We start from the raw sequence: 25,484 nt of genomic DNA, 5'->3' as shown, positions 1-25,484 counted from the left end.
CTGTGGTCAACCGCAATGGCGATTCAGATGGGAGAGGCACGTTATCGCTACGGCTTGGAGGACAGCTTTGAAGAGGGGATGAAGGAAGGAATCATTAAAGGGAAAGCTGAAGGTAAGGTTGAAGGTAGAATCGAAGGAGAGAGACAGCTCTTACATAGTCTTATGGAAGCCAAATATCAGGAAGACTGCACAGCGTGGCTGCAGTCATTAACCGAGGACCAGTTGCATATCGTATCGAGTTTTATTTTAAAGTGTGATACCCTGGAGGCTATTAAAAAACAAGTACATACGGCTGACACGATGTAAGTGATCGTATAAGAGCAACACCTTTAACCATATCTCCATACAATGAAAGGCTCTCTGCATAACAAGTGTGGAGAGTTATTTATGCTTATGATACGCAGTTTCAATCAAAACCCATAAGTAATATAAGCTTTCTTTTGCCCTTATCTAAGCGTTATATACAATATAGGTTAGTGAATAGTAACCGTTTTCATAAAGTTTTCACGAATACCGCTGGCTTTTTTCTGTTTCTGTGATAAAATACCATAGGAAATTCAAGATTTCCCGGAAGTTATACATATAACGATGGAGGTAACATATGGATTTTGATTTACTGATTGTCGGGGCCGGTCCCGGCGGTATCTTCTCTGCCTACGAGGCGATCAAACTGAACCCGGAGCTGAAGATTGCTTTATTCGAAACAGGAAACCCGCTGGAGAAAAGAAAATGTCCAATTGACGGGGTGAAAATTAAATCCTGCATCAACTGTAAGACCTGTGCCATTATGAACGGGTTTGGCGGAGCAGGAGCCTTTTCTGATGGAAAATACAATATCACCAACCAGTTTGGCGGTACCTTATACGAACATATCGGAAGGAAAGAAGCAATTGATCTGATGAATTATGTCGATGAAATCAATGTGGCAAACGGTGGACAGGGGACAAAGCTTTATACAAATGAAAATACGCATCTGAAAAAGAAATGCATGCAGAATGATTTACATCTGCTGGAGGCAAGCGTACGCCATCTTGGTACGGATGTGAATTATATTGTTCTGGAAAACCTGTACAATCAGCTGAAGGATAAAATTGAAATCCACTTCCATACGCATATAGATGCAGTGGAAAAGCTGGAGAACGGCTATCGTCTGGTGAGCAGGGATAAAAGCTTTACCGGCAGCAAATGCATTATATCCACAGGCCGCAGTGGAAGCAAATGGATGGGAAGCATCTGTAAAAGCCTGGGAATTGCCACGAAGAGCAACCGTGTGGACATCGGTGTGCGTGTAGAACTGCCCTACAGCATTTTCTCCGATCTGACGGATGAATTGTATGAAAGCAAAATCGTATACCGTACGACGAAGTTCCAGGACAAGGTCCGTACCTTCTGCATGAATCCCCGCGGTGTTGTCGTCAGTGAAAATACCAATGGAATTGTAACGGTGAACGGACACAGCTATGAAGACCCTTCCCGCTACACAGAGAATACGAATTTCGCCCTGTTGGTAAGCAATCACTTTACAGAACCGTTTAAGGACAGCAACGAATATGGGGAAAGCATTGCGCGTCTTTCCAATATGCTGGGGGGCGGCGTCATCGTACAGCGCTTTGGTGATTTGATACGCGGACAGAGAAGCACGGACTCCCGTATCGCGGAAAGCTTTGTCACACCAACCTTATCCGCTACACCGGGTGATCTGAGTCTGGTAATTCCCAAACGCCAGATGGATGACATCATCGAAATGATTTATGCACTGGACAAGGTGGCACCGGGAACTGCCAATGATGATACCCTGCTGTATGGTGTAGAGGTAAAATTCTATAATCTGGAGGTTGAAATTGATCATAATCTGGAAACCAGGCATGAAGGACTGTACGTGATTGGTGATTGCAGCGGTGTTACCCATTCCCTCTCACATGCAAGTGCAAGCGGCGTTTATGTCGCAAGACATCTGTATAGCAATAAGCATTAAAAAGGAATCGTGAACCTGTATAGTGCAGGACATCACGATTCTTTTTCTTTTATAAACGCAGACAGATTTTCTTCACGGACTATAACGTTTGTTCTGTACGCTCAATTATATCATCCTGTGTTTGCCTGGACAGGACATTAAAGAAAGCAGAATAACCGGCAACACGGACAATCAAATCCCGATGCTTCTGCGGATGCTTCTGTGCATCAAGCAGTGTATCACGGGAAACTACATTATATTGAACATGGTAACCGTCCAGGCGATTAAAGAAGGTACGTATCATCATTTCCAGCTTCTGCTTATTCTCCTCGCTCGACAGCATCTGCGGCGTCATTTTCTGATTTAACAGCACCCCGCCGGTAATTTCATGTGTCGGAAGCTTGGAAACGGTTTTGAATACAGCAGTAGGTCCGTTCTTATCCATACCATGTGATGGGGAACAGCCTTCAGCAAGCGGTGTGGCAGCATTACGCCCGTCCGGAGTAGCAAGAGTTCCCTTTCCCTGACCGACATTGGCAGAGATACTGGAGGTACCGGCATACCGTGTTCCTCCGATCGGTCCTCTTCCATAACGCGTATTCGGATATTTTTTCACTTCGTTGATATAGACATCATAGGCATCCACAATCAGCTGGTCTACATAATCATTATCATTTCCATATTTGGGAGCATCCGAAATCAGCATCTGTTGTATCGCTTTATGCTCCGGTGATGTAAAATCATCCATCAATGCATCCCATAGCTGATTCGCAGTTATTTTTTGTTCCTCAAATACCAGCTTTTTTACAGCTGCCAGACTGTCCGCAAGGTTGGCGATCCCCACCTGCAGCCCGGATATGTAATCATATACAGCGCCGCCTTCCTTAATGGTTTTCCCCCGTCCGATACAATCCTCCGTCAATGCACTGCATAATACATCGGGAACATCATGCTCCAGAACGAGATCACAGCAGTTTTCAATGATTACAGAATGTCTTGTGAACTCACGTATTGTTATATCCCATGCTTCCTGTAGCTGAGCATAGGATGTCATTTCACTGAAATGTGTAAGCCCCTCCACCAGCTTTACCTGACTGGCAGGATCCACACCTGCATTCATGGCGATCAGCAGCGTTTTCGGAAAATTCAGAAAGCTCATACCGGTACAGCGATAACCCCATTTTCCGGGTACTGCAGTTTCCACGCAGCCAATCGCGCTATAATTGTATGCATCTTCTTCACCAACCCCCTTTTCGATGAAGGATGGAATTATAACCTCATCGGAATTAAAAGCCGGCATCCCGGTTCCCAGCTTTACGACCTCGATTGCTTCATCCATAAACGCAGCAGATAAATTTCTATGATAACGCACAGTCAGATTAGGCTGTGGAAGACGAGTCTGTGCAACAGATTTTAGAATGAGAAAGGACAGCAGATTTACAGCATCCTTTCCATCATGTGTCTGTCCTCCTACCGTAACATTCTGATACAGGGGAGAACCGGCACTGAATTTTGTATGCGACCAGCTTCTTACCTTATTGATAGTAAATGTTTTCAGCCACAGATTTGTTAAAAGCTCTACGACCTGTTCCTCTTGCAATACCCGCGTATCCAGATCATGCTTTACGTATGGATATAAATACTGATCCATACGTCCATAGGAAAGAGAATGTCCATTGGATTCTATCTGTAAAACGAGGTGGACAAGCCACATGGACTGTATAGCTTCATGAAAATTTTCAGCCGGTTCATACGGCACCCTGTCCAGTATCTGCGACATTTTCTGTAATTCCTGCTTTCGTTTTCCCTGTGCTGCTTCAGCCTGTGCAAGCGCAAGCTCAGCATAGCGCTTTGCAAATGCCTGTACGGCAGCAATGACGATCAGAATCGCCTCATAAAAATGATATTTGGAAATGCTATCCGGATCTGTCATATCCAGCTTCCTTTTCTCCTGCAAGGTTCGCTGCTCATAATACCTGAGCCCTTTTCGCATAATTTTTCCATAGTCAACAGCGATGTGTGCATCTCCGCTTGTGATATTTCCTTCCGCTTTGATAATACCGAGATCATAAAAGATTCTGCTTTCCGGAGGAATCATGGCAAGTCCTTTATCCAGTGTTGTATTATGATACCAGTAAGGAGCGATGCTTTTTAGTTCTTCCTTTGTCTCATCATCGATTTGAAAAACATCCCCGTCACGAAGCTCGAATTCATCCAGCTCTTTTATAACCCAATCCATCGCATATTCCGGGAAGACAGGTGCTGCCCGGTTTTTCTTAGCCTGATTACCAGCGAGCAGTGTCTGCGGCTCGATAAAGATCGGCATATTCTCCAAAATATTTTTCAGCATGAAAGCACGCTTTACAAGCAGCGGCTTATCCGCATGCTTCTGATATGCCTGTGTCGCAAGCACAGCACGTGTGGCGTCAATGGATGCCTCTGTATTCAGAAGCTCCTCTCTGAAGCTATGCATTCTTTCTGTGAGTGTTCCAAAGTGTTCTCTGTTTTCCATATGCTTTCCTCCACGCTTATTTTTAGTTTCATATGAAATATAAATTCAAGCAACACACTATTATAGTATCATATTATTGAGTTAAGTCAAGATGAATATTTCATTTGAATACAATATTTGTTTCATTTGAAATATTTATTTTACAATTTATCACTCCTGTGCTATGATAACGGTAGTAAGGAGTGATGTTAATGTGTAAAGGTATGGTATTCAATATCCAGAAATTCAGCATACACGACGGTCCCGGTATTCGGACAACCGTTTTTCTGAAAGGCTGTCCGCTTCGCTGCCGCTGGTGTTCCAATCCGGAGTCTCAGCTTTCAAAGACACAGATATTATATGATGCATCTGTTTGTATACAGGATGGCGCATGTATAAAGGCATGTCCGCAGCAGGCAGTTCAAAGAAAGGGCAGCCGTATTGTGATCGACGATGCACAATGTCTTGGTTGTCTTCGCTGCATCGCTACGTGTAAAGCAAAAGCCCTGCAGGTGAAAGGCGTCTGCAGGGATGCTGATGAGGTTGTCGCAACCTGCCTGCAGGACCGCGACTTTTATGAAGAATCTCAGGGTGGTGTTACACTTTCCGGCGGAGAAGCTCTGGCACAGCCGTCATTTGCAAAGGCACTTGTTTTACGCCTGAAGCAGGAGGGAATCCATGTCGCAGTTGAAACTACCGGATATATCCAGCCCGCTGTATTTCAAAAGCTTGCCCCGCTGTTTGATCTTTTACTGTTCGATATCAAGCATTATGACACAGAACAGCACGTTCTTGGGACTGGCGTCAACAATGATCTGATACTGGAAAACCTTGCATGGAGTGTGAAACATCAGCTCTGTGTTCTTCCACGCATACCCATTATCCCGGGATATAATGCATCCCTGCAGGATGCAAAAGGCCTTGCTGCACTGCTTACATCACTCTCAATTCAACGGGTACAGCTCCTTCCCTTTCATCAGTTCGGCGAAAAGAAATATGAAATGCTGAATCGCGACTATGAAATGAAGCATAAAAAAGCCCTGTATCCGGAAGATTTAAGAGATTATCAGCAAATCTTCCTGAATCAGGGTATTGATTGTTTCTTTTAGGGGCAGATGCTCCTTTTTTTATACCTTCACTTTTTTTACTTCCACACCTTGCTCCGTGAGGTACTGCTCGCATTCCTCCGGTATACGATCATCGCTGACAACCATATGAATATGATCGGTATCTATCAGATGAACAAGTCCCTTCTGTGAAAACTTAGTGGATTCTGTAACTACAATGACATGATTTGCCTGTTGAGCCATATCACGCACTGTTTCACTGCGCATATAATCATTTCCCGTAAAACCTGAATCCGCTGTGAATCCATCGGTACCGATAAACAGTTTATCTACATAAAACGGCTCCATGCATCTTCTCGTCATCGGTCCAACCATGACCTGCGAGCTCTGCTGGTATTCGCCTCCCAGCAAAATGATTTGCAGAGTTCCCTGCTTACGTATATAATCAGCAATAAAAGCGGAATTGGTGATCACGGTCACATTTTTTTTTGTTTTTGCGATTTCCAGCGCGACCAGTGCACAGCACGAACCGGATTCAATCATAAGCGTTTCCCCATCCTGAACATCCGCCACCGCCAGACTGGCAATTCTCTGCTTGATTTCATAATGATAGACGAGCCGGTTTGCCAGATCATCACTGTCATGCAAAGCCGCATATCCATGCTCCCGCAGAATCAGACCACTGCTTTCCAGCTGCATGAGATCCTTGCGAATCGTCACCTGTGAAACAGAAAGCAACTCAGATAATCTGGTTACCTCTATTTTTTTATATTGAGAGAGAAGCTCCAGTATTTTTGTATGTCGTTCATGCACAATCATCAACTCTTTTCTATATTAGAATATCATAAACCTTTCTACTCGACAACTTGATTCATAACAAAACCCGTTTCCGTGGATAATTCATTGTGAAATCCATGATTAGACGATATAATAACAGTAAGATACATAAAATATCTGTAGTACAAACGCACTCTACTTAGAGACAGAGAGAAAATGGAGGAAATATGAACGTTAAGAAAATAACATTATTGATGTTATCTGCAATCATGGCTTTTTCATTCACCGGATGCTCAAAAAAGGATTCCGGAGAAGAACAGAAAAAATTTGATGAATTTATGAAGCAGGAATTCGTGGAATCTATGGAACAAAGCTATCCGAATACGCACATTATTCTGGAAAACCCAAAGGATTACGGAGTAGATACAAGCAAGACCAAGGTTCAGATCGATAAAGAACTGAATGAAACAACCATGAAGGAAAACAAGGAGCTGAATGAGAAATCCGCGAAGGCCTTCAAGGAATTTGACCGCGATACGTTAAGCGATGAGCAGAAGGAAACTTATGATATTTACAGCTACATGCTGGATTACACTACAGAAATGAACGATTCCAAGTTTGATTATATGAGTATGCCACTGGAATCCATGACAGGTATGCACACACAGCTGCCAACCCTGTTCTCCGACTGGACACTTCGCAATGAGCAGGATGTAAAGGATGTTATCACACTGATGAAATCAGTCCGTCCGTATATGGACAGTATTCTTGCCTATACGAAAAAGCAGGAAGAAAAAGGCACACTGATGCTGGATATCAAATCTGTAAAAGAGTATTGCGAGAAGGTTGTTAAGGAGGATGTAAACAGCAGTGTACTTACCGGGCTGAATGAAAGTATCGACAATCTGAAGCTTGGGGATGATAAGACAAAGCAGTACAAGGCTGAGCTGAAAAAAGCATTTCAGGAGTATTTCCTGCCTGCGTACAGTGATATCATCAAAACGATGAAGGAGCTGGATTCCTCTAAAAACAATACGCTGGGACTGAGCCATATGAAGAACGGAAAAGAGTATTATGAGCTTCTGTTCAAGCAGGCAACCGGCACGGATAAATCCATTGAGGATATTAAAAAAGAATTAAACAGTATGTCACGTTCATCCCTGCTTGCCGTACAGTCTGTGATCTCCAAAAACAAGAATCTGTATGATGAATATGTAAACGGAAAAATCAAAACTAAGTACAAGGACTTTGAAAGCATGCTGAAGGATCTTGATAAGGATATTAAGGATGACTTTCCATCCGTGGGAACACTGAATTATCGAATCAGACCGATCGGTGAGGATCTTGCATCCGGCGGTGTTGCGGCTTACTTCAACATTCCCGCGCTGGACGGTACCACACCGAAACAGATACGCGTGAATATGATGGAGGATGCATTGGATGTACAGTCACTGGAAACCTTCTCTACCGTTGCGCATGAAGGGATTCCGGGACATATGTATCAGATTGCATATGCCTATAAGAATGTAAAAGACCCATGGAGAAACAGTATGGCAAGCTTCCTTGGTTATACCGAGGGCTATGCCACATATACCGAGCTGTATGCATTAAAGTATCTTGACGGTGTATCTGCGGATGCTGTAAAGCTGCAGCAGAATATGGTTGTCTATCAGGATTGCCTGATAGCTCTTGCCGATATCGGTATTCACTATGAAGGATGGACAAAGGAAGATTTATCAAATTTCCTGGAGGAAAACGGTCTTGGCGTTTCCGATGTCAGTGATTTCTATAACCAGCTGCAGGCAAATCCAACAGCATTCCTCTCTTATTATGTAGGATATGTCCAGATTGCCAATCTGAAGAAGGATGCACAGGAGGAACTAAAGGATAAATTCAATGACAGGGACTTCCATGAAGCAATTCTGAAAAGCGGTGCAGCACCATTCCATGTTGTTGAAGAAAATGTAAAGGACTATATAGAAAGCGCAAAATAAACAATCTGCGGAATAGGGTAGAGGAATAAACTTAAATTTATACCATTGAACTATACGTACAGGTCACGTATACGGTCCTACATTTATATTGGTATTACAAACTCTTAAGAATCCAGGGGATGCACCAGGTCAGGTCTGTCCCCTTTCTTAATGCCTAGAATTTTTGAAGATCATGTGAAATTTACGACCTTCATCGTACTTCTTCTATACCATCCTAATTCTGTGATTGCACATTTGTAGATATCTTCTTTTCTAAATTTACCCTTACATGCAATATTTAATTTCATTGGATTCTTAAAAATCGTTTTGATTTCTTCCATTGTTTATGATGACACATCTTATCTTATGGCGTAACCATTGTCCAAACTTACTAAGGAATATTTTCATGCTTCCTGTTTTGGAATAGTTTATCCATCCCCTCACAACCTGATTTACTCTTGTAATGTCTTTGCTAATGGCTCGGAACCGGCATGTTTTCTTTTGAAAGCCTTTTTAATTATAGTATATAACCGTTTTTTTCTAACTTTTGTAGGCTTGCACTTTCATCCTTGTTCTCACGGGTTAGATATATCCATGCCCGACACACTGTAAAAAAGACAATCCTCTCTGGGATTGTCTTTTTTGATAATCAGTGTACAGAATTGATGATTGCCCGGGAAAGCAATGGCACAATCTGATTTTTTCTGGATAATATATCCTCCTGAAAGCTATGCTCTTCTTCAAAGTGGTTTGGAAACGCCTCAGCGACCACATCCGCAATATCACCGGCAGCATAGAAGACAGAGCCGTTCTCCAGTATACTCGTAAATGCAACAACCAGAAGATCAAGTCCTTTTTCCTGTGCAAATTTCACCATTTCGCTTTGCAGAGTATCCTCGATTTCCTTGGCTTCACTTACCTGATAGGCAATCACCTGTGAGATCATGACAGTTCTGCCGTCGATTTCAAATTTTTTGATATCCTGATTCAACAGCTCACGCGGTGTCTTGTTACTGATATTGGAGCTTACCTTGAACATCTCTTTCGCAAATACATCGATATCCAGCTCCGCAATTTCTGCCAGCATTCTGGCAAGTCCCTTATCCTTTGCGGTTGTTGTCGGTGATTTGAATTTCAGCGTATCGGAGAGTATTGCGCCAAGCAGCAGACCGGCAATATCCTTAGGTATACTCATCTGATTTTCCAGATATATAGAAGTTATGATGGATGCCGTACTGCCTATGATTTCATTACGGAAGGAAATTGGCCGGTTAGTGGAAATATCACATACACGGTGATGATCCACAACCTCCAGTAAGTCAGCCTTTTCTATACTTTTCACTGATTGTGCATATTCATTGTGATCCACCAGAATAACCTTCTTGTTATGCTGATTCAAAATGTGATAGCGTGAAACATAGCCAATCAGATGGTTTTCATCATCAATCACCGGATAGCTGCGGTATCTTGATTTCAGCATTTTCTTTCCCACCTCATCAACAAATTCATTTTTGTTAAAGCTGACGAGATCGGTTTTCATAAGCAGCTTGACCGGCGGAGAAAAGAACAGATAACGGGAGGTATTCATTGTTCCATGCCCGGAGAGGATGATAGGACAGTGATATTCCTTCGCAAGTGCAATCACGCTGTCTTCAATATGCTCTGTCCATACCGCAACCAGGATTCCCGCTCCCTTGCGAATTGCTGCTTCCTGTGCTTCCGAGTCATTCCCTACAATGACAAGACGGTCCTGCAGTTCATAGTTGTTAAGCTTTGTTTCCGCAATCGCAATGACGCTTGTCTTTCCATTAAAATGATACGCTTTATCCATGTATATCATTTTCCCGCTCACCGTTTTCGCGATATATTCCGGCGGAGTCTCCTGCAGAAGCTGAATAGCGACAGCAGTATCTCCCAGACCAACCGTAGCGAGGTCTGATTTGGTAACCATCCCCATTAGTTTTCCCTGTGCATTGATAACACCGTAGGACTGCTTGTTTTGTTCACTCATCAGCTCCAGTGTTTCCATAATGGTTGTCTGCGGACTGATTGCCAGCGGGCCGTCAATTTCAATTTCATCCAAAGTGGCGCGCGCATCCTCGAACAGCATAGGCAAATCCATGTGGAAGCGTTCAAGTAAATATTCAGTTTCCGCATTCACCGGACCAAGGCGGCAGGCAATTGCATGAAAGCCCTGACGCTGCTTGAGTTTTGCATAGGCGATGGCGGATGCGATGGAATCCGTATCCGGATGCCTGTGACCGGTGATATATATTTTTTCCTTGTTCAGCATAAGCTCCTCCTTTTCTATTACATTCATCCCTGACGTTATGATTATAAAACAGATTGGCGTAAATTCCTATAGAAAATCATTCACTTTTGTCAATGCTGCTTATATTATGGATGAATATAGATGAAAAAGAAATTAAAATGCCTGAATTTAGGGGATGCTTAGCCGACTATAAGTATAAGAATTGAAGCAATAATACTAATAATCATATTTTCATTTATTCCCAATATCGTTTTTTTAGCCTTTTCGATATCCTTTACTGTCTCAAAATCAAACCTCCATATACATCTGCTTGCGCGAATCAAAACCCAAAATTGAAAAACAGAGACACCACACCATAACAAACTGAGAAAGAAAAATGAAATGAAATCAGTTTTATGAAACACACACCAAAACGAGGATAAAAAACAGCTTATAGAACCAATAATATAGCATACTATACGAACAAAGTCTTCCCATTTATATCTGCTTGCTTTTATGTATTCATTCAGGATACGCTCTTCTATATTCAAATGGTATGTCCATTTGATGTGCTATTGCGGCCTTTGTATTCAGAATATAGTTCAGGATTTCATTGTTTGTATTCGCATACGTTACAATTTCCACATGGTCACTTAGCTGTTTAACATATTCCAATGCATATTCAGGATCTTCTTTAATTTTACTCTGAAGTACCGTAAAGTGATGCTTAAGGTCATGACGAAGCTTTTTGTTCTCTGTATTCGCATGTGTAAGCTCATCTCTTAATTTCAACTGAAATTCTTCACTTTGCAGCTTCAACTGTGTATTTAGAAGTTCCTGACTCTTTTTCCCCAAGATGATATGATATCTGGCAAACAGAAAGAATATCCCAACCATAAAACCAAGTTGAATGTAATCCATGGATACATACATGATACTGTTTTCCGGATCGATATATGGCACAACATTCTGGATATAATAGAAATATGCACATACAATAATTGCCAGTACGGCAAATAAAGGCCAGTCTTTTTCATCAATCATGTACTGGCGATTATTTCGGTGTTTAATAATCAGGTAGATAATGAATAATAGACCTATTTCTAATAAATATAATATCGCTTCCTGATCAGGCGTTAAAATGATATGAAAAATAGAGTCTAATAATATGAAATCAATGATTCCTCCTAAAAGCTGTACTGACAATACGAACACATAACCGAAAACGATGTAATATATGCTTTTCCATATATTTGTGTGAAAAACAGTTATAATAATCAACATCATAAGAATATCTTCTATAATATCCGGATAGTATCTAACAATCCCAAACTCATCTTCCCATGAAATAAAAGCAAAAACAGCTAGATTTCCAATGAATAAAATCAAAAGAAATAATAAGAAGATTAAGGTTTGCCTTTTTGATTTTTTATTTATTTTCAGTTCCATTATTTTATATAGAAAGAAATAAGATAATACAGCAAAATAGTTATAATCAAAGAAGCATCAATGTATTCCATAGCTATCACCAATTTTATTATAACATAATATAACTATATCATGATAGCGTGCTTTGTCTTAACAATCTTCCTGTTTATACTATGAGTAATTGTATAAGTGATTTTATTTCCATTTTTTTCTATTGAATAAGATGTGCTTAAAATATTATACATCATATTATTTTTTGTGATTATTTTTGTAGCACATTTCCCTGCTGTGATTTTGTTATTTGCTACTGTATAACTTCCAGTAGCACTATAAACGGCATATTTGGTTTTTGTATAATAGACCTTCTGATTAGCCCATGTTTTTGATCTTCCTGAATAGTATGAAATAACACTTCCTAAGTCCTGTACACTTCTAACATATTCCATAAGGAAATCAGTGGTCTGATATTGATTCTTATAGAATTCATCCTTATACTGCATAACAAAACCGTTTAAATCATCACCATTGATATCCTGAAAAATATAGCGGTCCGGCTGTTGATAAAAGGAATCAAACATTTCAATTTCTTCTGTCAAATCTAAATCCTCTTCCAGTAATTCATCTTGCACATACTCTGATGCAAATACATTGATATTGCAAAGAATTGGAAAACAAAACAATACCATTAACAGCTTCTTCATCATATAAACACTCCCTCGTCTTTCTTCTATAGCATAATTATTTATTAAAAAGACCACAATATATTTGTCATTTAAAAACACTTTTTGTCATCTAAGTACAAAAAGTGCCTCTTTTTATATATTGTTTTAAAAATTCTGCTTTATATTTTCTTGTTACTGTTAGGTGTACACCTTCCTGTATAAATAATACTCCTGTTTTTGGGTCATATTTTTTTACATGTCGCATGTTTACCCATAGACCTCTTTCTATAGGTATGAAAACCTCTGTCTTATAGCTATTCAAAAACTCCTTCACTTTGATTCTTTTACTAAACACATTTTTTTCTGTATTGAAATCCGTATAATTACCTTTTGCCAATAAACAGGTGATATCTTTAATCAGTAATGGCACAGTGGCATCATTTTCATCTTTTGCATATATCATCTGGTCATATTGTTCAAAATACTCTTTTAACGCTTTTAATACTCTGGGGAGCATACTATCAAGACGTAATTTACTTATAAATCGAAATGCCTGATATTGGTAGCCTTCCATGGAAAGCTCTTCATGTGTAGTCAAAAATACAATTAATGCCTCCGGATAACGATTATGAATTTTCTCTGCTAAATCAAAACCTGAGATACTAGGCATATCTATATCCAAAAAATAAATATCAAATTGTGCATCAATATCAAAGCTTTGATCTGTTGCTGTCTGAATTTCATATAAATCAGGATACAAATCATCGATCACTTTCTTAATATCTTCAGCATATGACAATTCATCATCACATAATAACAGTTTACTTTTCCCCATATGCTACACTCCCCTTCATATCCCTTATCATCTACATATTACTATACATATTTGATTTGTCAACGTGATATTTCATCCCCTTAGATGACAAAGTTATTGATTTCATACGTTGAAGCAGTAATATATGTATATACAAACGTTTGTTTAATTTTCAAGTGGGAAAGGAGTATATTATGAAAAAAATCATATGTTATTTGTTATTATCAGCTTTGTTAATAAATGTTGCATTAAATTCAAATGCATTTAAAATTTATGGCGCAGAACCTTGCTCCGATTGCACAGTAGCGCCTTCAAAAGTAATCAATGAAAGCGGTAATGAGGTAAAAATGTTTGAAGAGAATGTCGAAGTTACTTATCTGGAAAATGATGCTATAATTATCCGAGACTACGGTCATAATTATGATAATACCTTTGATATTAAAAGCACCGGAAAAACACGTATCGCATGGATCACGATTGCCAAGGTTATATGGAATGCAGTAGGGGTTTGTTCTGCAGTATATTATGTAACTGGAACAGATGCATGTAGAATAGCACTGAGATATTTAGGCACTAAGAAAAAAAATCTTGTTAAATATGAATTAACTGGAAGATTCATACCTGGAAAAATACCTGGCTGTGAGCCTAGTTATTCAGGTCCATGCAATAGTGGCTACTGGGAATATAGGGTAACAAGGGCTTGATATGAAAAATTTATATATTATATTGATGATTATAGCATTAGGTCTTATCTCACTATTTACAATACGTTATTTATATGATTGTCACACAATAACATCCTCTATTGCTTTTAATTTAAATGCGCTGATCCTTATATTAGGTAATATTGCAATATATATGCTATCAAAAAGGAAATAACTGTAATGAAAAAATCAGCCCTAATAAAAACCACAGCTTTGATGAGACCTTATGGGAGCAACTAGATTTGTATATATCTGTATATCTTTTCTGCTCATGTTTACCGTTATCATGTTTTTATCTCTGATCACATGCAGGAATGGTGTGCTGGATGACATATATCAGATACGCTCAGGCTACAAGCTTCTGCAAATCCGTGAAACAGATACCACACATCCACTTTCAGGGAAGCAGTTGTATGCTTCTATTAGAGAAACGCTGAATGAGGATACCGATATACTGATTTTTGTTGATGATATTGGTTTAGGATTGTATGACCCATCGCATAAGCTAATAAATGCGTATGGACTTCCTGAAAATACGTTTCAAGCAAACAGCCTTTCTACTGATGAGCGTTATTCCTATATCCTGAAAAATTCATATTTGTTTGAGCATCCTCAATTATATAAAATAGAAACAGGCACTGTTCTTGGAGCGGTGAAGGAAATCCCAAGTGACCATTATCTTATATATAATCTGTTCTCCTATTCCAAGCTTCAGGGAAATCTCATTGTCAAGGGTTCGGATGAGCTGTTAAATATTATACGACAGAATCTGGATATACATCATTATGAATACACTGAAGAGACCTTTTCCTATTGGAGTAAATTATCCGGCATCATCAACAATCCATTTTTTGCCTATATGCTGTTTTCCTATGTATTTGTTTTCATTGGTCTCAGCTATTTCATTTACCATTCCTTTGCATGTAAGAAAAGAGAATATTTTATAAAACAGGCGCTGGAAGCGTCCAGAAAAGCATTATTACTAGAAAATCTGCGTGAAATATTCTTTCTTGGCTTTATTGCTGTATCCCTGCTCTTTTATTTCATCATTGGATTATACAACAGCTACAGCTGACTTTTATCCGTAAAAGCATCTGGATCAACCTGTTTGCAATGCTAATTTCCTTACTATTTCTAACAGCGGCGTGTATACTCATCCTTTTCAGGAACATCAACAAGGAGGGCTACCTTTATGAATAAGCAAATTCACTTTGCATTAAAGGATATCAAATATCATAAGCTGCGCTCCTTCACTACGGCACTGTTTGTAATTATGATTGCGACATGCTGCGGTATCTTCAGCACTCAGATTTCAAGCAGCTATCGTGAGTATCAGTTTTTCAATCATATACAGAAAGCGGCACCGGTACAGTTTTCCTCTTTTCAGGTAGATGATAGTGAAAGCAACAGGGATACTCTGCAGTATCTTTCCACAGCTCTTTGATACAACGGGAATGCATATTTTTATATATTCGATTACTTTGATGAAGTTGGAAATGAATATTTTATAGCCTTTGGTTCCTTTCCGGCTTTCTTTCAACTTACTGGAAAAGATATAAACGCAATCGGCATACTTGTTGGTAATGATAAGCAATCAGATCAGACAGGCTACCCCTTCCATGGAAAAGAAATACCGGTAATCGACAAGCTGAAAAAAGGAAGCAGCTATCTGGATAATGGTATGGGTAGGATATCCCTGGACAACGAGCTGGTTCTGATCTGTGATTTTAATTCCTTTCACGCAATGGATAGCAGCTATGACATGGAAATACTGGATCACCTGACGATTACAAAAAATCAGAATGCAGAAATAAATCAATTACTTACTTCTCTTCCTGAATCCAGAACCATGGTCCCGCAAAATAATGTGGTTAAAAGCCGTCTTTATCAAAGTACCTATCAGGAGAACCTGTATTTTCTGCTTTATTATGCTGCCATGTTTATATTCTGCACAATCTTTCTCTTTTATATATTGAAGCTATTGATTCGAAATAATAGAAAAGAATATACAATTCACCTGATTTACGGTGCTTGCAGAAAGAATATATGGCTTCGGCTTTATTGGTACATAACATTCCTGTTCGGCCTTCCCTTCCTTCTGCTTTTTACCTTCAGTGCACAAGGTCTGTCCTTTGCACTGATACTAATAACTGCTGTTATTCTCCTGCTCGTTCAGGGAGGTATTTGTTATTTTAGCATCCGCTCCATCGAGCTTGAACATTTACTTATTGAAATACGCGATAACTGAAAGGAAGGAATTTTATGGCACTCATACATTGTGAAGATTTAACAAAAAGATTTCATCAGGGAAAACAGGCAATTACAGCAGTTAATCATGTGAGCATGGATATCTGTCCGCATAAAATAACTGCAATTTGCGGTCCCAGCGGATGCGGAAAATCAACCCTGCTTCACATGCTCGGTCTGCTCATGAAGCCGGATGAAGGAAAAATCATCATAAACGGACAGGAGGTGAAAGAAGGAAAAGATCTTCCGGCGATACGCAATGAAAGCTTCGGATATATATTTCAGGAATATGCGTTAATGGAACAGGACACAGTGATGGAAAATATTGCATTGCCATTCGTATATAGTAAGGAGAAAATCCCGGAGACGAAGCAGCAAACGATACTATCATCTTTGAGCGAAGCACTGGGAATACAGCAGCTTTTAAAGAAAAAAGCCCATGATCTTTCAGGTGGTGAACGCCAAAGGACTGCAATCGCAAGAGCGCTAGTCAATAATCCGTCGATACTGCTGGCGGATGAACCCACAGGAGCGCTTGATGCCGAAAATTCTGAACGCGTTTTTCAGATACTCTTAGATTTAAGAAAGCAGGAGAAGGCAATTGTATTTGTGACTCATAATATGGAATTGGCAAAGCGCTGCATACTGTCTATACCATGAAGGATGGTTGCATAGCGGGCATACATACGAATTAACTGCTTTATATTCTGTTAACCATTGATTCCCGCTATTATGCCATTCAATACCAAATACTGGTCATTCCATAGGTAAGGATATAGTATGAAAGTGATACAGAGATGCGTGTATGATAAAGAATTTACACACCTTGCTATTTCTGAAACTTACAATAACAGGATGAATTTACAAATGCTTTACTTGTACAAAAACAAACAAGGAGGATGCTGTATGAAGCTGAAAAAATGGCATGTATGTCTGGCGATTGTATGCATTTTGTGCTTTGGTTATATAATGTACATTATGAATCCGGAATTCGATGATCTGAAAAGATTTATCAACCCTATTTATGAAGGAGATAAATCCTATAGAGTAGTAAATGAGGAAAATAAAGATGTTACAGAATCCTTCATTCAAGATACAAGGCTATATCATACCTTTAAGTTTTACGGAAAAATTAAAGATTATATTTCTGATAACAATCTGACACTTTCCAAAGACTCCTGATCTGATTGTTTTAGCAATATAAAGGATAGGATTTTATATGAAATTTGTAGAAGGAGAATTAGAATCAATATTTCAATTCCTTATGTTTCTTCCACTTCTCTTTAAGATACCGGTATATGCCTCTGCATTTTCAAGATTGAAATCAAATTCAACGATCGGTTTTCATAAGATATATTTATTTCTTACAAATTTATGTATCATAGTAAGCTTTGTTAACCTGCTAACGAAACTGCCTGTTTTTCTCTATTTGCTGTTGTTGTTATTAACTTCGATAGCACCACTCATCATTTTGAATCTAACGAAACGATATTTATCAAATAAAAATATTTATGCACATTTTATATACATGGGATTTTTACAGCTGCTTTTTTGGATATCCTGTTACTATATTTTCATATGAATAACAATAGATAACAGCTATGATATAGAGAATTACGGAAGTAGCTAACTAGAATGTGCCTCATATTATATCGGATTACAAGTTAACAGAAAGGTAAGGTTGAATACTACACAGTATGAATTATCTGAAGCATCTGCAATAACTGTTGAAAGGCTGTAGGAAGCTTCATAAAAAAGACATCTTTTAAGAGCTTTTAACCCCTTAGAAGTTGTCTTTTTCTTATCTTATCCACAATGCTATTTACAGATTGTCATGATTTTAGCTTTTAATGCTTTCGCTGCATCATAGGAATTTTCCTGCTTCATAATAGCAGATACAACACAGATTCCCTTAATACCCGTTCCCTTTAGAATCTCACAATTCTCTGCATTCAAGCCACCGATAGCACCAACCGGAATTGAAACATGTGCACAGATATCCTGCAGTGTTTCCACGCTGGTTAATACTGTTTTCACCTTTGTCGTAGTCGGATAAATTGCGCCGACTCCCAGATAATCAGCCCCATCTGCTTCTGCCTGCATGGCAGTATCCACACGCTTCGCTGTTGCACCTACAATTTTATCCGGCCCCATGAGTCTGCGTGCTTCTTTGACTGGCATATCCTCTGCACCGACATGGACGCCAGCCGCATCCACTGCAAGAGCGATATCCACACGATCGTCAATCATAAGCGGTACCCCATAAGCATCCGTCAGCTTTTTTACTTTGCGGGCAAGCTCATAGTATTCCAGCGTTGTTCTGTTTTTTTCTCTTAACTGCAATAGAGTAACACCGCCGCGTAACGCCTGTTCAAGTCGTCTAAGAAACTCCTCTTCTGATAAACCTGTTGAATCACTTACCAGATATAATGTTAAATCAAATCTCATAGCTCTCTCCTAATCCTTGCTTTCGCAAAATCCAGCGCATTTATTTCATATAAAGAATCAAACAGTGATGCATGAAAGCTGCCCGGTCCCTCTGTGATTGAAACACTTTTCTCCGCAGCCAGCTCAAAGGTTATACACGCTGCCAATGCTGCATCAAGCGCAGTCTCTGTAACGGATAAAAATGCTGCTGCAATCACATTCAGCATACAGCCTGTTCCTGTACAAAGCGTCATCATGGAATCCCCGTTCTCTACAAAATATATCTGCTTTCCATCCGTTAGAATATCCACCTCTCCACTGCACAAGACAGTAGTACCATATTTGCGTGCAAGCTCAGCCAGCCATTCAGCACTCTTTGCAGGAGCTTCCCGATCATCATCACCCACATCAATCCCCAGAGCATGACTGTCGCGGCCACTAACTGCCTTCAGCTCGGAAAGATTACCTTTTAAAATGGAGAATTTACCTTCATGCAACAGCTTCTCTGCAAACGCTTCACGCAGGTCACTGCAGCCAGCACCAACCATATCAATAATAACCGGAATACCGTTCTCATTTGCACAATGAAGACTTTTCTTCATAGCAATCGCACGACTGTCATCAAAGTTACCAAGATTCAGTGCCAGTGCCTTACTGCATGCGGTAATCTGTTCACATTCCATCGGATGCTGTGCCATAATCGGCTTCGCTCCCAGTGCCAGTACAGCATTTGCACAATCGTTCATGCTGATTGGATTGGTGATGCAGTGAATCAGATTATGACTGTATTGCAGCTGTTTTCTCAGACTCCAGAGTTTCTCGTACATTCCGTTCTCCTCCCAGCTTTCTCTGCATCTTAAGCAGCATACCGCTGTGCTGCATGGATGTCAGAAATACGAATGCAATACTACCGCCGATAACTGTTCCCATAAAGAAGCTAGGAACGTAGAACATCCAGGTCAGACCGTTTCTTCCCCATAGCAACGCCATGACCGGATAGGAAACAATCGCCCCGATGATTCCTGTTCCGATAATCTCTCCCAGCACAGCTGCCCATATGTTTCCCTTACTGATTTTATAAAAGATACCTGACAATGCTGCACCAAATACAGCTCCGGTTAATGCAAGCGGTGGGATCCCCATGACTGCCATACGAATCACCCCGATCAGTACCGCACACAGAAACGAATACCAGGGTCCCATCAACACTGCCACTGTAATATTGATAAAGTGTGCCATCGGGCACATTCCCTCCACACGCAGAATTGGCGATATGACAACTCCGACGGCCACCATCATCGCCAGAAATACATGGCGGAAAACACGATTCTCATTTTTCATTTCTACTTACCTCCTGTTTGCTTTCCTTAGGGATAAGAACAGGAAGCACAAAGAAAACAGCTTTTCCGGTTGATATCCCAAGATCGGTCGAAGCCATACAGCTTCCTCTCAGCCTGTCTGGCAGGCTCCCTCGCTGAAGTTCTTTGTACGGTTGGAGCTCCCCTTCCGTATGCAGCAATAAAAAAGAGATACAGCAAACGCAGGCCATATCTCAATATGCAGTCACTCATATTGTTCACAGTTCCCTACGTCGGCATTATCCGAATCAGGTTATGGGTCGAAGCGAGCGCTTCCTCTCAGCCGTTTCCAGCTCCCCTTTTTTATCACGATAAAATGTTACCACGGTTCAAAGGGAATTGCAATGCTGTATTTTCTGAAAGCTAAAGAACTCATAGAGTTTTCATTTTAACAGCATAAAATGACCGTTTCCACCCTGTAGAATACCGCTTGTCCCAGAAAGCTTGTTTTTTTCATAATATTCTTTATGATTAAGTACAGAGGTCAGTCCATCCGCAGCTGTTCCGCTGTCAAATGCTTTCTAACCTCTGTGATGAAAAGAAAGGAGGACAGTATGATGCAAAAGGAATAATTCGAGAACTATAAGCATATGATTGTATCTGAGCAGCCTATTTTTCATGCATACATCGATATGCGTTCAAATGTTCAATATCATATAAACGTATATGTTTCCCCCTGGTATAAAGCATACAATTATATTTTCTGGATTCAGAACACAACAAAGGATAAAAGCAGAGCCTTTCGTACGGAGCATGTTACACTCGATACATTCCTTGCGAATTATGTTTCCAATGATAAAAACACACACGAGCATCTGATTCGCGAGTATCTATCAGAATGGATAAAAACCGGTGTTCTTAATGCTGAGGAAACCAGTTTCTAATGTATTTACCTTCTGCCTGTCTGTAAAAACAAACAGGCTTTTCTTGACTGTGCAGTGTATTGCGGTTATAATACACTTGAAGAGAGGTGAATGTGCATGAACTTACAGGATATACAGTTTAACAAGAAAGAACCGATGTATCCACAGCTCAGTCGCTATATCAAAAAGCTAATCCTTGCGGATGAGCTGAAGCATTATGAAGAGCTGCCAAGCCGCCGTGAGCTTGCACTTCAGCTCTCCATCAATCCTAACACGGTACAAAAAGCCTATAAACAGCTGGAAGATGAAGGTATTATAAAGACGATAAGCAATGTGAAAAGTGTAGTTATCGTCAATGAGAAAATTCTGGAAAAGCTGCGCAGTGAAATGATAGAGGAAACGATGAAGGAATTTGTAAAGGAGTGTCAGACAAGCGGCCTGGATTTTCAGCAGACGATTGTCTGGCTTACAAAGCTATGGAACACGTAATTTTTATTTCCATCAAGTGTATTGCGTACGCAATACAGAAAGGAGACTGCGATGAAAGAGATTCGCTTATTTATTGAAAATACCTCTGCGCCTTATGTGAATAAGATCATATTCCTGTACGTGGATATCTTCCTCGCTCAGGTCGCGCTATGCTTTATCGGAATTACTGAGGATATCAACGCTATTATGCTTCTGACATTCTATCCAAGCTTTCTGCTCCTATTTCTGATACACAGGAAGCGCTATAAAACCTTTATGAGTGAAGGAGGCTTAACCCGGATTCGTCTTCTGCCAATCCGGAAATCCACTTTTCTTTACAGTGAACTGCTGTTTCAATTCATGACCTATCTCGGTTTGCTTTGCACGCATTTTCTGACATGGACTGCTCTTTACTTCCTTATGGCAGATAAACAGCCGTTCCTAAGCAACACCTTTCTGTTTTTTCAGCTTTCTCAGGCAACCGCAGCTACCTATATGCCCTTTACTGCAGCTGTCATTCTTCTCGATTTATTAAAGCTGATCACGCTAACCTGTATCAGTACCCTTTTGTTAATCGGTATGGAAACATATAAAGGATTACAAACAGTACTGCTATATGTTGGTCTTCTGATTATTTTCCTCTTTATTAAGTTGATTCTGGCACAAATGATGCCGGATTTTCAGGCAATTGAGGACTGGTACGCAGTTGCTGCTATGCTGCTGCTTCTCCCTATACATGCAATACAATTGAAGGCTTTCTTCATGTGGAAAAGGAGGGTGATGAAATGAAAAAGATAACGAATTTTATGATTTTCATAGCTCTTGTTTCCATTTTATGTTTGAGCCTGCCTCTTATAATTGCCAGACAGGCAGCCTTTCCTTTACACGATGTAATAGGAAATGCCTCCGCACTGCATGGTGTCAGCTTTGATGGTACCGTAAATCTGGAGGAGGCATCCATTTTGATATCCTATGATGAGCGAGCCAGAGAGTCTCATATGATTACAGAACCACAGATTTATCCGGGCTCCTCCTATACATCCTTTACGTATGTATGTGAGGATGACTGCAAGGTAATCAGTGGCTGGGAGAAGGAAAAGGATCAAAACCGGACAGATGTAGCCTACTATAAACGAAAGCTGAATAAAGCATCCCTGTATGTATCTGTAATGGTGACAGAAAATCAACAGCTGGTTAACGATTTCGGATTTATCAAGACAGAGTTAACTTATATTGCAGATAAGGAGCATATTCTGAAAGAAGACGGTACGTACAATACTGAAGAAGAACAGATCATTCCGGGATCGATTCAGCCGGAAGATATGGCAGAATCCGGTGGTACCACGCAGCCTGTTTATCATAATGGGTATTATTATATTCTTCCACCGAGTACCACGGCGATGAGCGGTCAGAATTATATCTACCGTGCAAAAAAAATGAAATATCCTGAAAGCTATAGCATCAATGCAGATTCAGAGCATAGCTATTACGATATGAGCACATCTCTGAAGGCAAAAAAGCTGACAAACGTAAGCATGGACCGAAATTATCTTGCATTGCAGATTTCATCAGACCATTTGTTCGTATTCAGCGAAAAAAATCAAAAGCTGTATATCACAAAGTATGATCTTAACGGTAATTTGAAGGATGAAATCAGCATAAAGGACTTCCATTATTTTGATACCATTTATAAGAATGACAACTATCTTTGCTTCAGCTATGATGATACTATTCAGATATTGAATACAGATACCATGCAGCTCATCAGTGTTAAAAACAAGCAGCTTCTTTCAGATAGCGTTAATCAGGAGTATGTCAGCATTTATGATATTTTATATAAGAATGGCAGAATTTATGTTTCTATGAACGCAGATGCTGAATACTTTATGAACAAGGTCCTTGTTATAGAAAACGGTAAGACCCTGTATGTCGGTTCTCTGGATTTCTTAAAACTAAAGCCTTCTCTTACAGAACTGCCCGCGGACTGTTTTCCAGTTAAATTCAGGAGGTGAAGGAGCATGCTGAAACGTGAATTTATACAACATATACGCCGCCTTTGGAGAATTCTGCTGATAACCATTCTCGCCTATTTCATGGTCTCTGCCTTCATCATGCAGAGTATCGCATCAAATATCCGTTTGCTATACAGCAGCGATTCATGGATTGAGCTATTGCCGCTAGTCTATAACCTCTTTTATGGTGTTACGGTTTGTTTCTTTGTACTTATATTTTTCTACTATATCCTGCGGACACTGTTTGATTACCGTCAGGGCAAGACGCGATGGATGCTACTGGCTTATACACAAAAGCCGCGCATTGTCGCAGATGCTCTCCTGTTGGCCATCCTATTGCTTGTCTTTTATCTGATTAGTCTAACAATTTTATATTTTGGATTTCAGTATCACTTACAGCTGCTGGAAAATCAGCATCTGTTTCTCCCTGAGAAATATCAATCATTTACAACAATGCTTTCCATGCAGCTTGCTTTCCCCTTCTTATATCCTACCTCTGTTACATCTATACTGTTTCTAATCAGTTTTTATGTATCTGTTGTTACAGGCGGCACCTCTGTGATATATGCGTGCCGATCAGAAATATCCTGCATGATTGGTTGGCTGTATCCGAGCTATCTGCTGTTGATGTATCTGAGCTATACCTCATGGAAATCATATCTACTCATGCTGTTTATTTCCTTATTGTACAGTGCAATATTTATCATACAACTTAAAAAATGCTGTGATTATAAACAGCCGGGAGGTTACAAATGCTGAAGCTGGAAAACGTAAAAAAGCTGTACTCCAATAACCGGGGTCTGCGCAATACCACTATTGAATTTCAAGAAGGTGAGATTACAGGCATTCTGGGAAGAAACGGCAGCGGTAAGACTACATTGCTGAAAGGTATTCTAAACCTTCTGCCTCTGGATGATGGAATCATTACATGGAATGATAAATCCGTAGAGGAGCAGTTTGACAAGGTTGCCTTCATTACAGAGGATGGCAGTTATTTCCCCTATATGTCTTCAAAGGAATACGGAGATTTTCTATCTCTGTATTATCCTGCTTTCTCCAAAGAACGCTATTTTGAATTACTCGATCAATTTGAGGTAAGCAAAACAGATACTATACGCACGCTTTCCAAGGGTCAGCAGCTAAAGGTGGAAATCAGTGCCGGATTTGCAATGAACGCAAAGCTCATTATTCTGGATGAACCGTTTACCACACTGGATATCTATGCCAAGGAGGATACTGTCAGACAATTGATCGAGCAGGTGAAAGAAGATGTCATCATTTTGATTTCCACGCATAACATAGAAGAGATTGAAGCTGTGATTGACCGCTGTGTTGTCCTAGATGATGGAATGATCAAAGAAGATATCACAATGGATGAACTAAATGAAAGTGGTAAGGATTTACGAGCTCTGCTGGATCCTTATCGACCAGCTGTAAAGAAATAAATATATGAGGAGGTCTGTCTGTGCAAGGTAAAATATTCGCAATCCCCTATGCAGCATGGATTGCTGCATTTGTATTTGATGTCCTGATCATTATTGACAGCTATCCTGCAGCGCTGCTCCTGTTCCTGCTTTTATCATATCATAGTTATAAAAAGTTTTTTCTGAAACAGGCAGGCACCTATAAAATACTGATCTGCCTTGGTGGAGAAATTTTCTTATCACTGTTATGTATTCTCACGATAAGCACATTAAATCACCCCTTATCCACAGACCAGACCACGTTATTATTCTTTCATCCAGCCGCTTGTTGCATATTGTCAGTTTCTGCTTATCTCATTCATAAAACCTTTAAAACCATGGATCACAGTCTTTTGAAAATTGTGAAATACAGATATCTCACAGAGTCAAAAGCTGCGGACAGAAAAAAAGAAGCTGCATCACAAATTCATACACTCTTATAGAAGCTAAGAATTCAATCCGTTTATAGCATACGGCTGTTGAATTCTTTTTTCTATACGTGGAAAGAATCTGTTTTGCTAAGCC

Annotated in this window: 23 protein-coding genes, 1 pseudogene and 1 riboswitch; of the genes and pseudogenes, 14 read left to right on the top strand and 10 right to left on the bottom strand. The window is 39.9% G+C overall.

What is annotated here, in order from left to right; translation table 11 throughout:
• Window positions 1-306, top strand: a pseudogene (locus ACESPQ_RS11215) (hypothetical protein); the annotation flags it as partial.
• Between the two features lie 295 nt (window positions 307-601).
• Window positions 602-1,975: an NAD(P)/FAD-dependent oxidoreductase gene (locus ACESPQ_RS11210; protein ID WP_257366979.1), complete on the top strand. Its 1,374-nt coding sequence runs from the start codon at window positions 602-604 to the stop codon at window positions 1,973-1,975.
• A 79-nt stretch (window positions 1,976-2,054) separates the two neighbouring features.
• Here the strand turns inward: ACESPQ_RS11210 and ACESPQ_RS11205 are convergent, their stop codons facing one another.
• On the bottom strand, window positions 2,055-4,466 hold the full coding sequence (locus ACESPQ_RS11205) for a glycyl radical protein (RefSeq protein ID WP_373144367.1): 2,412 nt from the start codon (window positions 4,464-4,466) through the stop codon (window positions 2,055-2,057).
• 191 nt (window positions 4,467-4,657) lie between these two features.
• On the opposite strand from ACESPQ_RS11205, the gene ACESPQ_RS11200 reads away from it, so the two are divergent.
• Window positions 4,658-5,554, top strand: coding sequence for a glycyl-radical enzyme activating protein (locus ACESPQ_RS11200; protein ID WP_373144366.1), 897 nt, complete (start codon window positions 4,658-4,660; stop codon window positions 5,552-5,554).
• Between the two features lie 18 nt (window positions 5,555-5,572).
• Here ACESPQ_RS11200 and ACESPQ_RS11195 read toward each other — a convergent pair whose 3' ends face one another.
• Window positions 5,573-6,325: a DeoR/GlpR family DNA-binding transcription regulator gene (locus ACESPQ_RS11195; RefSeq protein ID WP_373144365.1), complete on the bottom strand. Its 753-nt coding sequence runs from the start codon at window positions 6,323-6,325 to the stop codon at window positions 5,573-5,575.
• Window positions 6,326-6,516: 191 nt separating this feature from the next.
• Here ACESPQ_RS11195 and ACESPQ_RS11190 point away from each other — a divergent pair, with 191 nt between their 5' ends.
• Entirely contained in the window at window positions 6,517-8,283 is a 1,767-nt protein-coding gene (locus ACESPQ_RS11190) for a DUF885 domain-containing protein (protein WP_002606771.1), read from the top strand.
• Window positions 8,284-8,577: 294 nt separating this feature from the next.
• Here the strand turns inward: ACESPQ_RS11190 and ACESPQ_RS11185 are convergent, their stop codons facing one another.
• The 5 genes from ACESPQ_RS11185 to ACESPQ_RS11165 form a co-directional block, all read right to left on the bottom strand.
• Window positions 8,578-8,727 carry a group II intron maturase-specific domain-containing protein gene (locus ACESPQ_RS11185; protein WP_373144369.1) on the bottom strand — a complete coding sequence of 50 codons (150 nt, stop codon included), beginning with the start codon at window positions 8,725-8,727 and terminating at the stop codon, window positions 8,578-8,580.
• A 184-nt stretch (window positions 8,728-8,911) separates the two neighbouring features.
• Window positions 8,912-10,555, bottom strand: coding sequence for a putative manganese-dependent inorganic diphosphatase (locus ACESPQ_RS11180; protein ID WP_002606770.1), 1,644 nt, complete (start codon window positions 10,553-10,555; stop codon window positions 8,912-8,914).
• A 480-nt stretch (window positions 10,556-11,035) separates the two neighbouring features.
• On the bottom strand, window positions 11,036-11,962 hold the full coding sequence (locus tag ACESPQ_RS11175; RefSeq protein WP_373144364.1) for a hypothetical protein: 927 nt from the start codon (window positions 11,960-11,962) through the stop codon (window positions 11,036-11,038).
• Window positions 11,963-12,066: 104 nt separating this feature from the next.
• The gene (locus ACESPQ_RS11170; protein WP_002606766.1) at window positions 12,067-12,645 is read right to left on the bottom strand and encodes a hypothetical protein; all 579 of its coding nucleotides are present in this window, start codon (window positions 12,643-12,645) and stop codon (window positions 12,067-12,069) included.
• A gap of 88 nt (window positions 12,646-12,733) precedes the next feature.
• Window positions 12,734-13,438 carry a LytR/AlgR family response regulator transcription factor gene (locus tag ACESPQ_RS11165; protein ID WP_373144363.1) on the bottom strand — a complete coding sequence of 235 codons (705 nt, stop codon included), beginning with the start codon at window positions 13,436-13,438 and terminating at the stop codon, window positions 12,734-12,736.
• Between the two features lie 173 nt (window positions 13,439-13,611).
• Here ACESPQ_RS11165 and ACESPQ_RS11160 point away from each other — a divergent pair, with 173 nt between their 5' ends.
• The 5 genes from ACESPQ_RS11160 (at window position 13,612) to ACESPQ_RS11140 (ending at window position 17,550) form a co-directional block, all read left to right on the top strand.
• A complete protein-coding gene (locus ACESPQ_RS11160) occupies window positions 13,612-14,121 on the top strand; it encodes a hypothetical protein (protein ID WP_002606764.1) in 510 nt (169 codons plus the stop codon).
• A gap of 226 nt (window positions 14,122-14,347) precedes the next feature.
• Window positions 14,348-15,196, top strand: a complete 849-nt coding sequence (locus tag ACESPQ_RS11155; RefSeq protein WP_257271624.1) for an ABC transporter permease — start codon at window positions 14,348-14,350, stop codon at window positions 15,194-15,196.
• A gap of 117 nt (window positions 15,197-15,313) precedes the next feature.
• A complete protein-coding gene (locus tag ACESPQ_RS11150) occupies window positions 15,314-15,565 on the top strand; it encodes a hypothetical protein (RefSeq protein WP_109771527.1) in 252 nt (83 codons plus the stop codon).
• A gap of 818 nt (window positions 15,566-16,383) precedes the next feature.
• On the top strand, window positions 16,384-17,028 hold the full coding sequence (locus tag ACESPQ_RS11145) for an ABC transporter ATP-binding protein (protein WP_373144362.1): 645 nt from the start codon (window positions 16,384-16,386) through the stop codon (window positions 17,026-17,028).
• A gap of 246 nt (window positions 17,029-17,274) precedes the next feature.
• Window positions 17,275-17,550, top strand: a complete 276-nt coding sequence (locus tag ACESPQ_RS11140) for a hypothetical protein (protein WP_373144361.1) — start codon at window positions 17,275-17,277, stop codon at window positions 17,548-17,550.
• Window positions 17,551-18,186: 636 nt separating this feature from the next.
• On the opposite strand, the gene thiE is transcribed toward ACESPQ_RS11140, so the two are convergent.
• Genes thiE through thiW form a run of 3 tightly spaced genes read right to left on the bottom strand, consistent with a single transcriptional unit; the run spans window position 18,187 to window position 20,136 of the window.
• Window positions 18,187-18,816, bottom strand: a complete 630-nt coding sequence (gene thiE / locus ACESPQ_RS11135; protein ID WP_002606757.1) for a thiamine phosphate synthase — start codon at window positions 18,814-18,816, stop codon at window positions 18,187-18,189.
• Window positions 18,813-19,622 (bottom strand): hydroxyethylthiazole kinase, encoded by an 810-nt coding sequence (gene thiM / locus ACESPQ_RS11130; RefSeq protein WP_373144360.1) that lies wholly within the window; start codon window positions 19,620-19,622, stop codon window positions 18,813-18,815. The genes thiE and thiM overlap by 4 nt, the downstream gene beginning before the upstream one ends.
• A complete protein-coding gene (thiW, locus tag ACESPQ_RS11125; RefSeq protein WP_373144359.1) occupies window positions 19,573-20,136 on the bottom strand; it encodes an energy coupling factor transporter S component ThiW in 564 nt (187 codons plus the stop codon). The genes thiM and thiW overlap by 50 nt, the downstream gene beginning before the upstream one ends.
• 225 nt (window positions 20,137-20,361) lie before the next feature.
• Window positions 20,362-20,463: riboswitch (TPP riboswitch) on the bottom strand.
• A gap of 670 nt (window positions 20,464-21,133) precedes the next feature.
• Between thiW and ACESPQ_RS11120 the strand changes: the two genes are divergently transcribed.
• From ACESPQ_RS11120 to ACESPQ_RS11100, 5 genes are read left to right on the top strand one after another with little or no spacing between them, the layout of a single operon-like run.
• Window positions 21,134-21,505, top strand: a complete 372-nt coding sequence (locus ACESPQ_RS11120) for a GntR family transcriptional regulator (RefSeq protein WP_002606753.1) — start codon at window positions 21,134-21,136, stop codon at window positions 21,503-21,505.
• A 51-nt stretch (window positions 21,506-21,556) separates the two neighbouring features.
• Window positions 21,557-22,273, top strand: coding sequence for a hypothetical protein (locus ACESPQ_RS11115; RefSeq protein ID WP_257334011.1), 717 nt, complete (start codon window positions 21,557-21,559; stop codon window positions 22,271-22,273).
• A complete protein-coding gene (locus tag ACESPQ_RS11110) occupies window positions 22,270-23,496 on the top strand; it encodes a hypothetical protein (RefSeq protein ID WP_373144358.1) in 1,227 nt (408 codons plus the stop codon). Before ACESPQ_RS11115 ends, ACESPQ_RS11110 begins: the two co-directional genes overlap by 4 nt.
• 6 nt (window positions 23,497-23,502) lie before the next feature.
• A complete protein-coding gene (locus ACESPQ_RS11105; protein WP_373144357.1) occupies window positions 23,503-24,255 on the top strand; it encodes a hypothetical protein in 753 nt (250 codons plus the stop codon).
• Window positions 24,249-24,941: an ATP-binding cassette domain-containing protein gene (locus ACESPQ_RS11100; protein ID WP_065530331.1), complete on the top strand. Its 693-nt coding sequence runs from the start codon at window positions 24,249-24,251 to the stop codon at window positions 24,939-24,941. Before ACESPQ_RS11105 ends, ACESPQ_RS11100 begins: the two co-directional genes overlap by 7 nt.
• Window positions 24,942-25,484: the final 543 nt, after the last annotated feature.

Origin of the sequence: Clostridium sp. HGF2 (assembly GCF_964240115.1) — a bacterium.
GTDB lineage: Bacteria > Bacillota_I > Bacilli_A > Erysipelotrichales > Erysipelotrichaceae > Clostridium_AQ > Clostridium_AQ innocuum.
The sequence above is the reverse complement of the archived record's forward strand: the minus strand, read 5'-3'. Positions and strand labels throughout refer to the sequence as shown.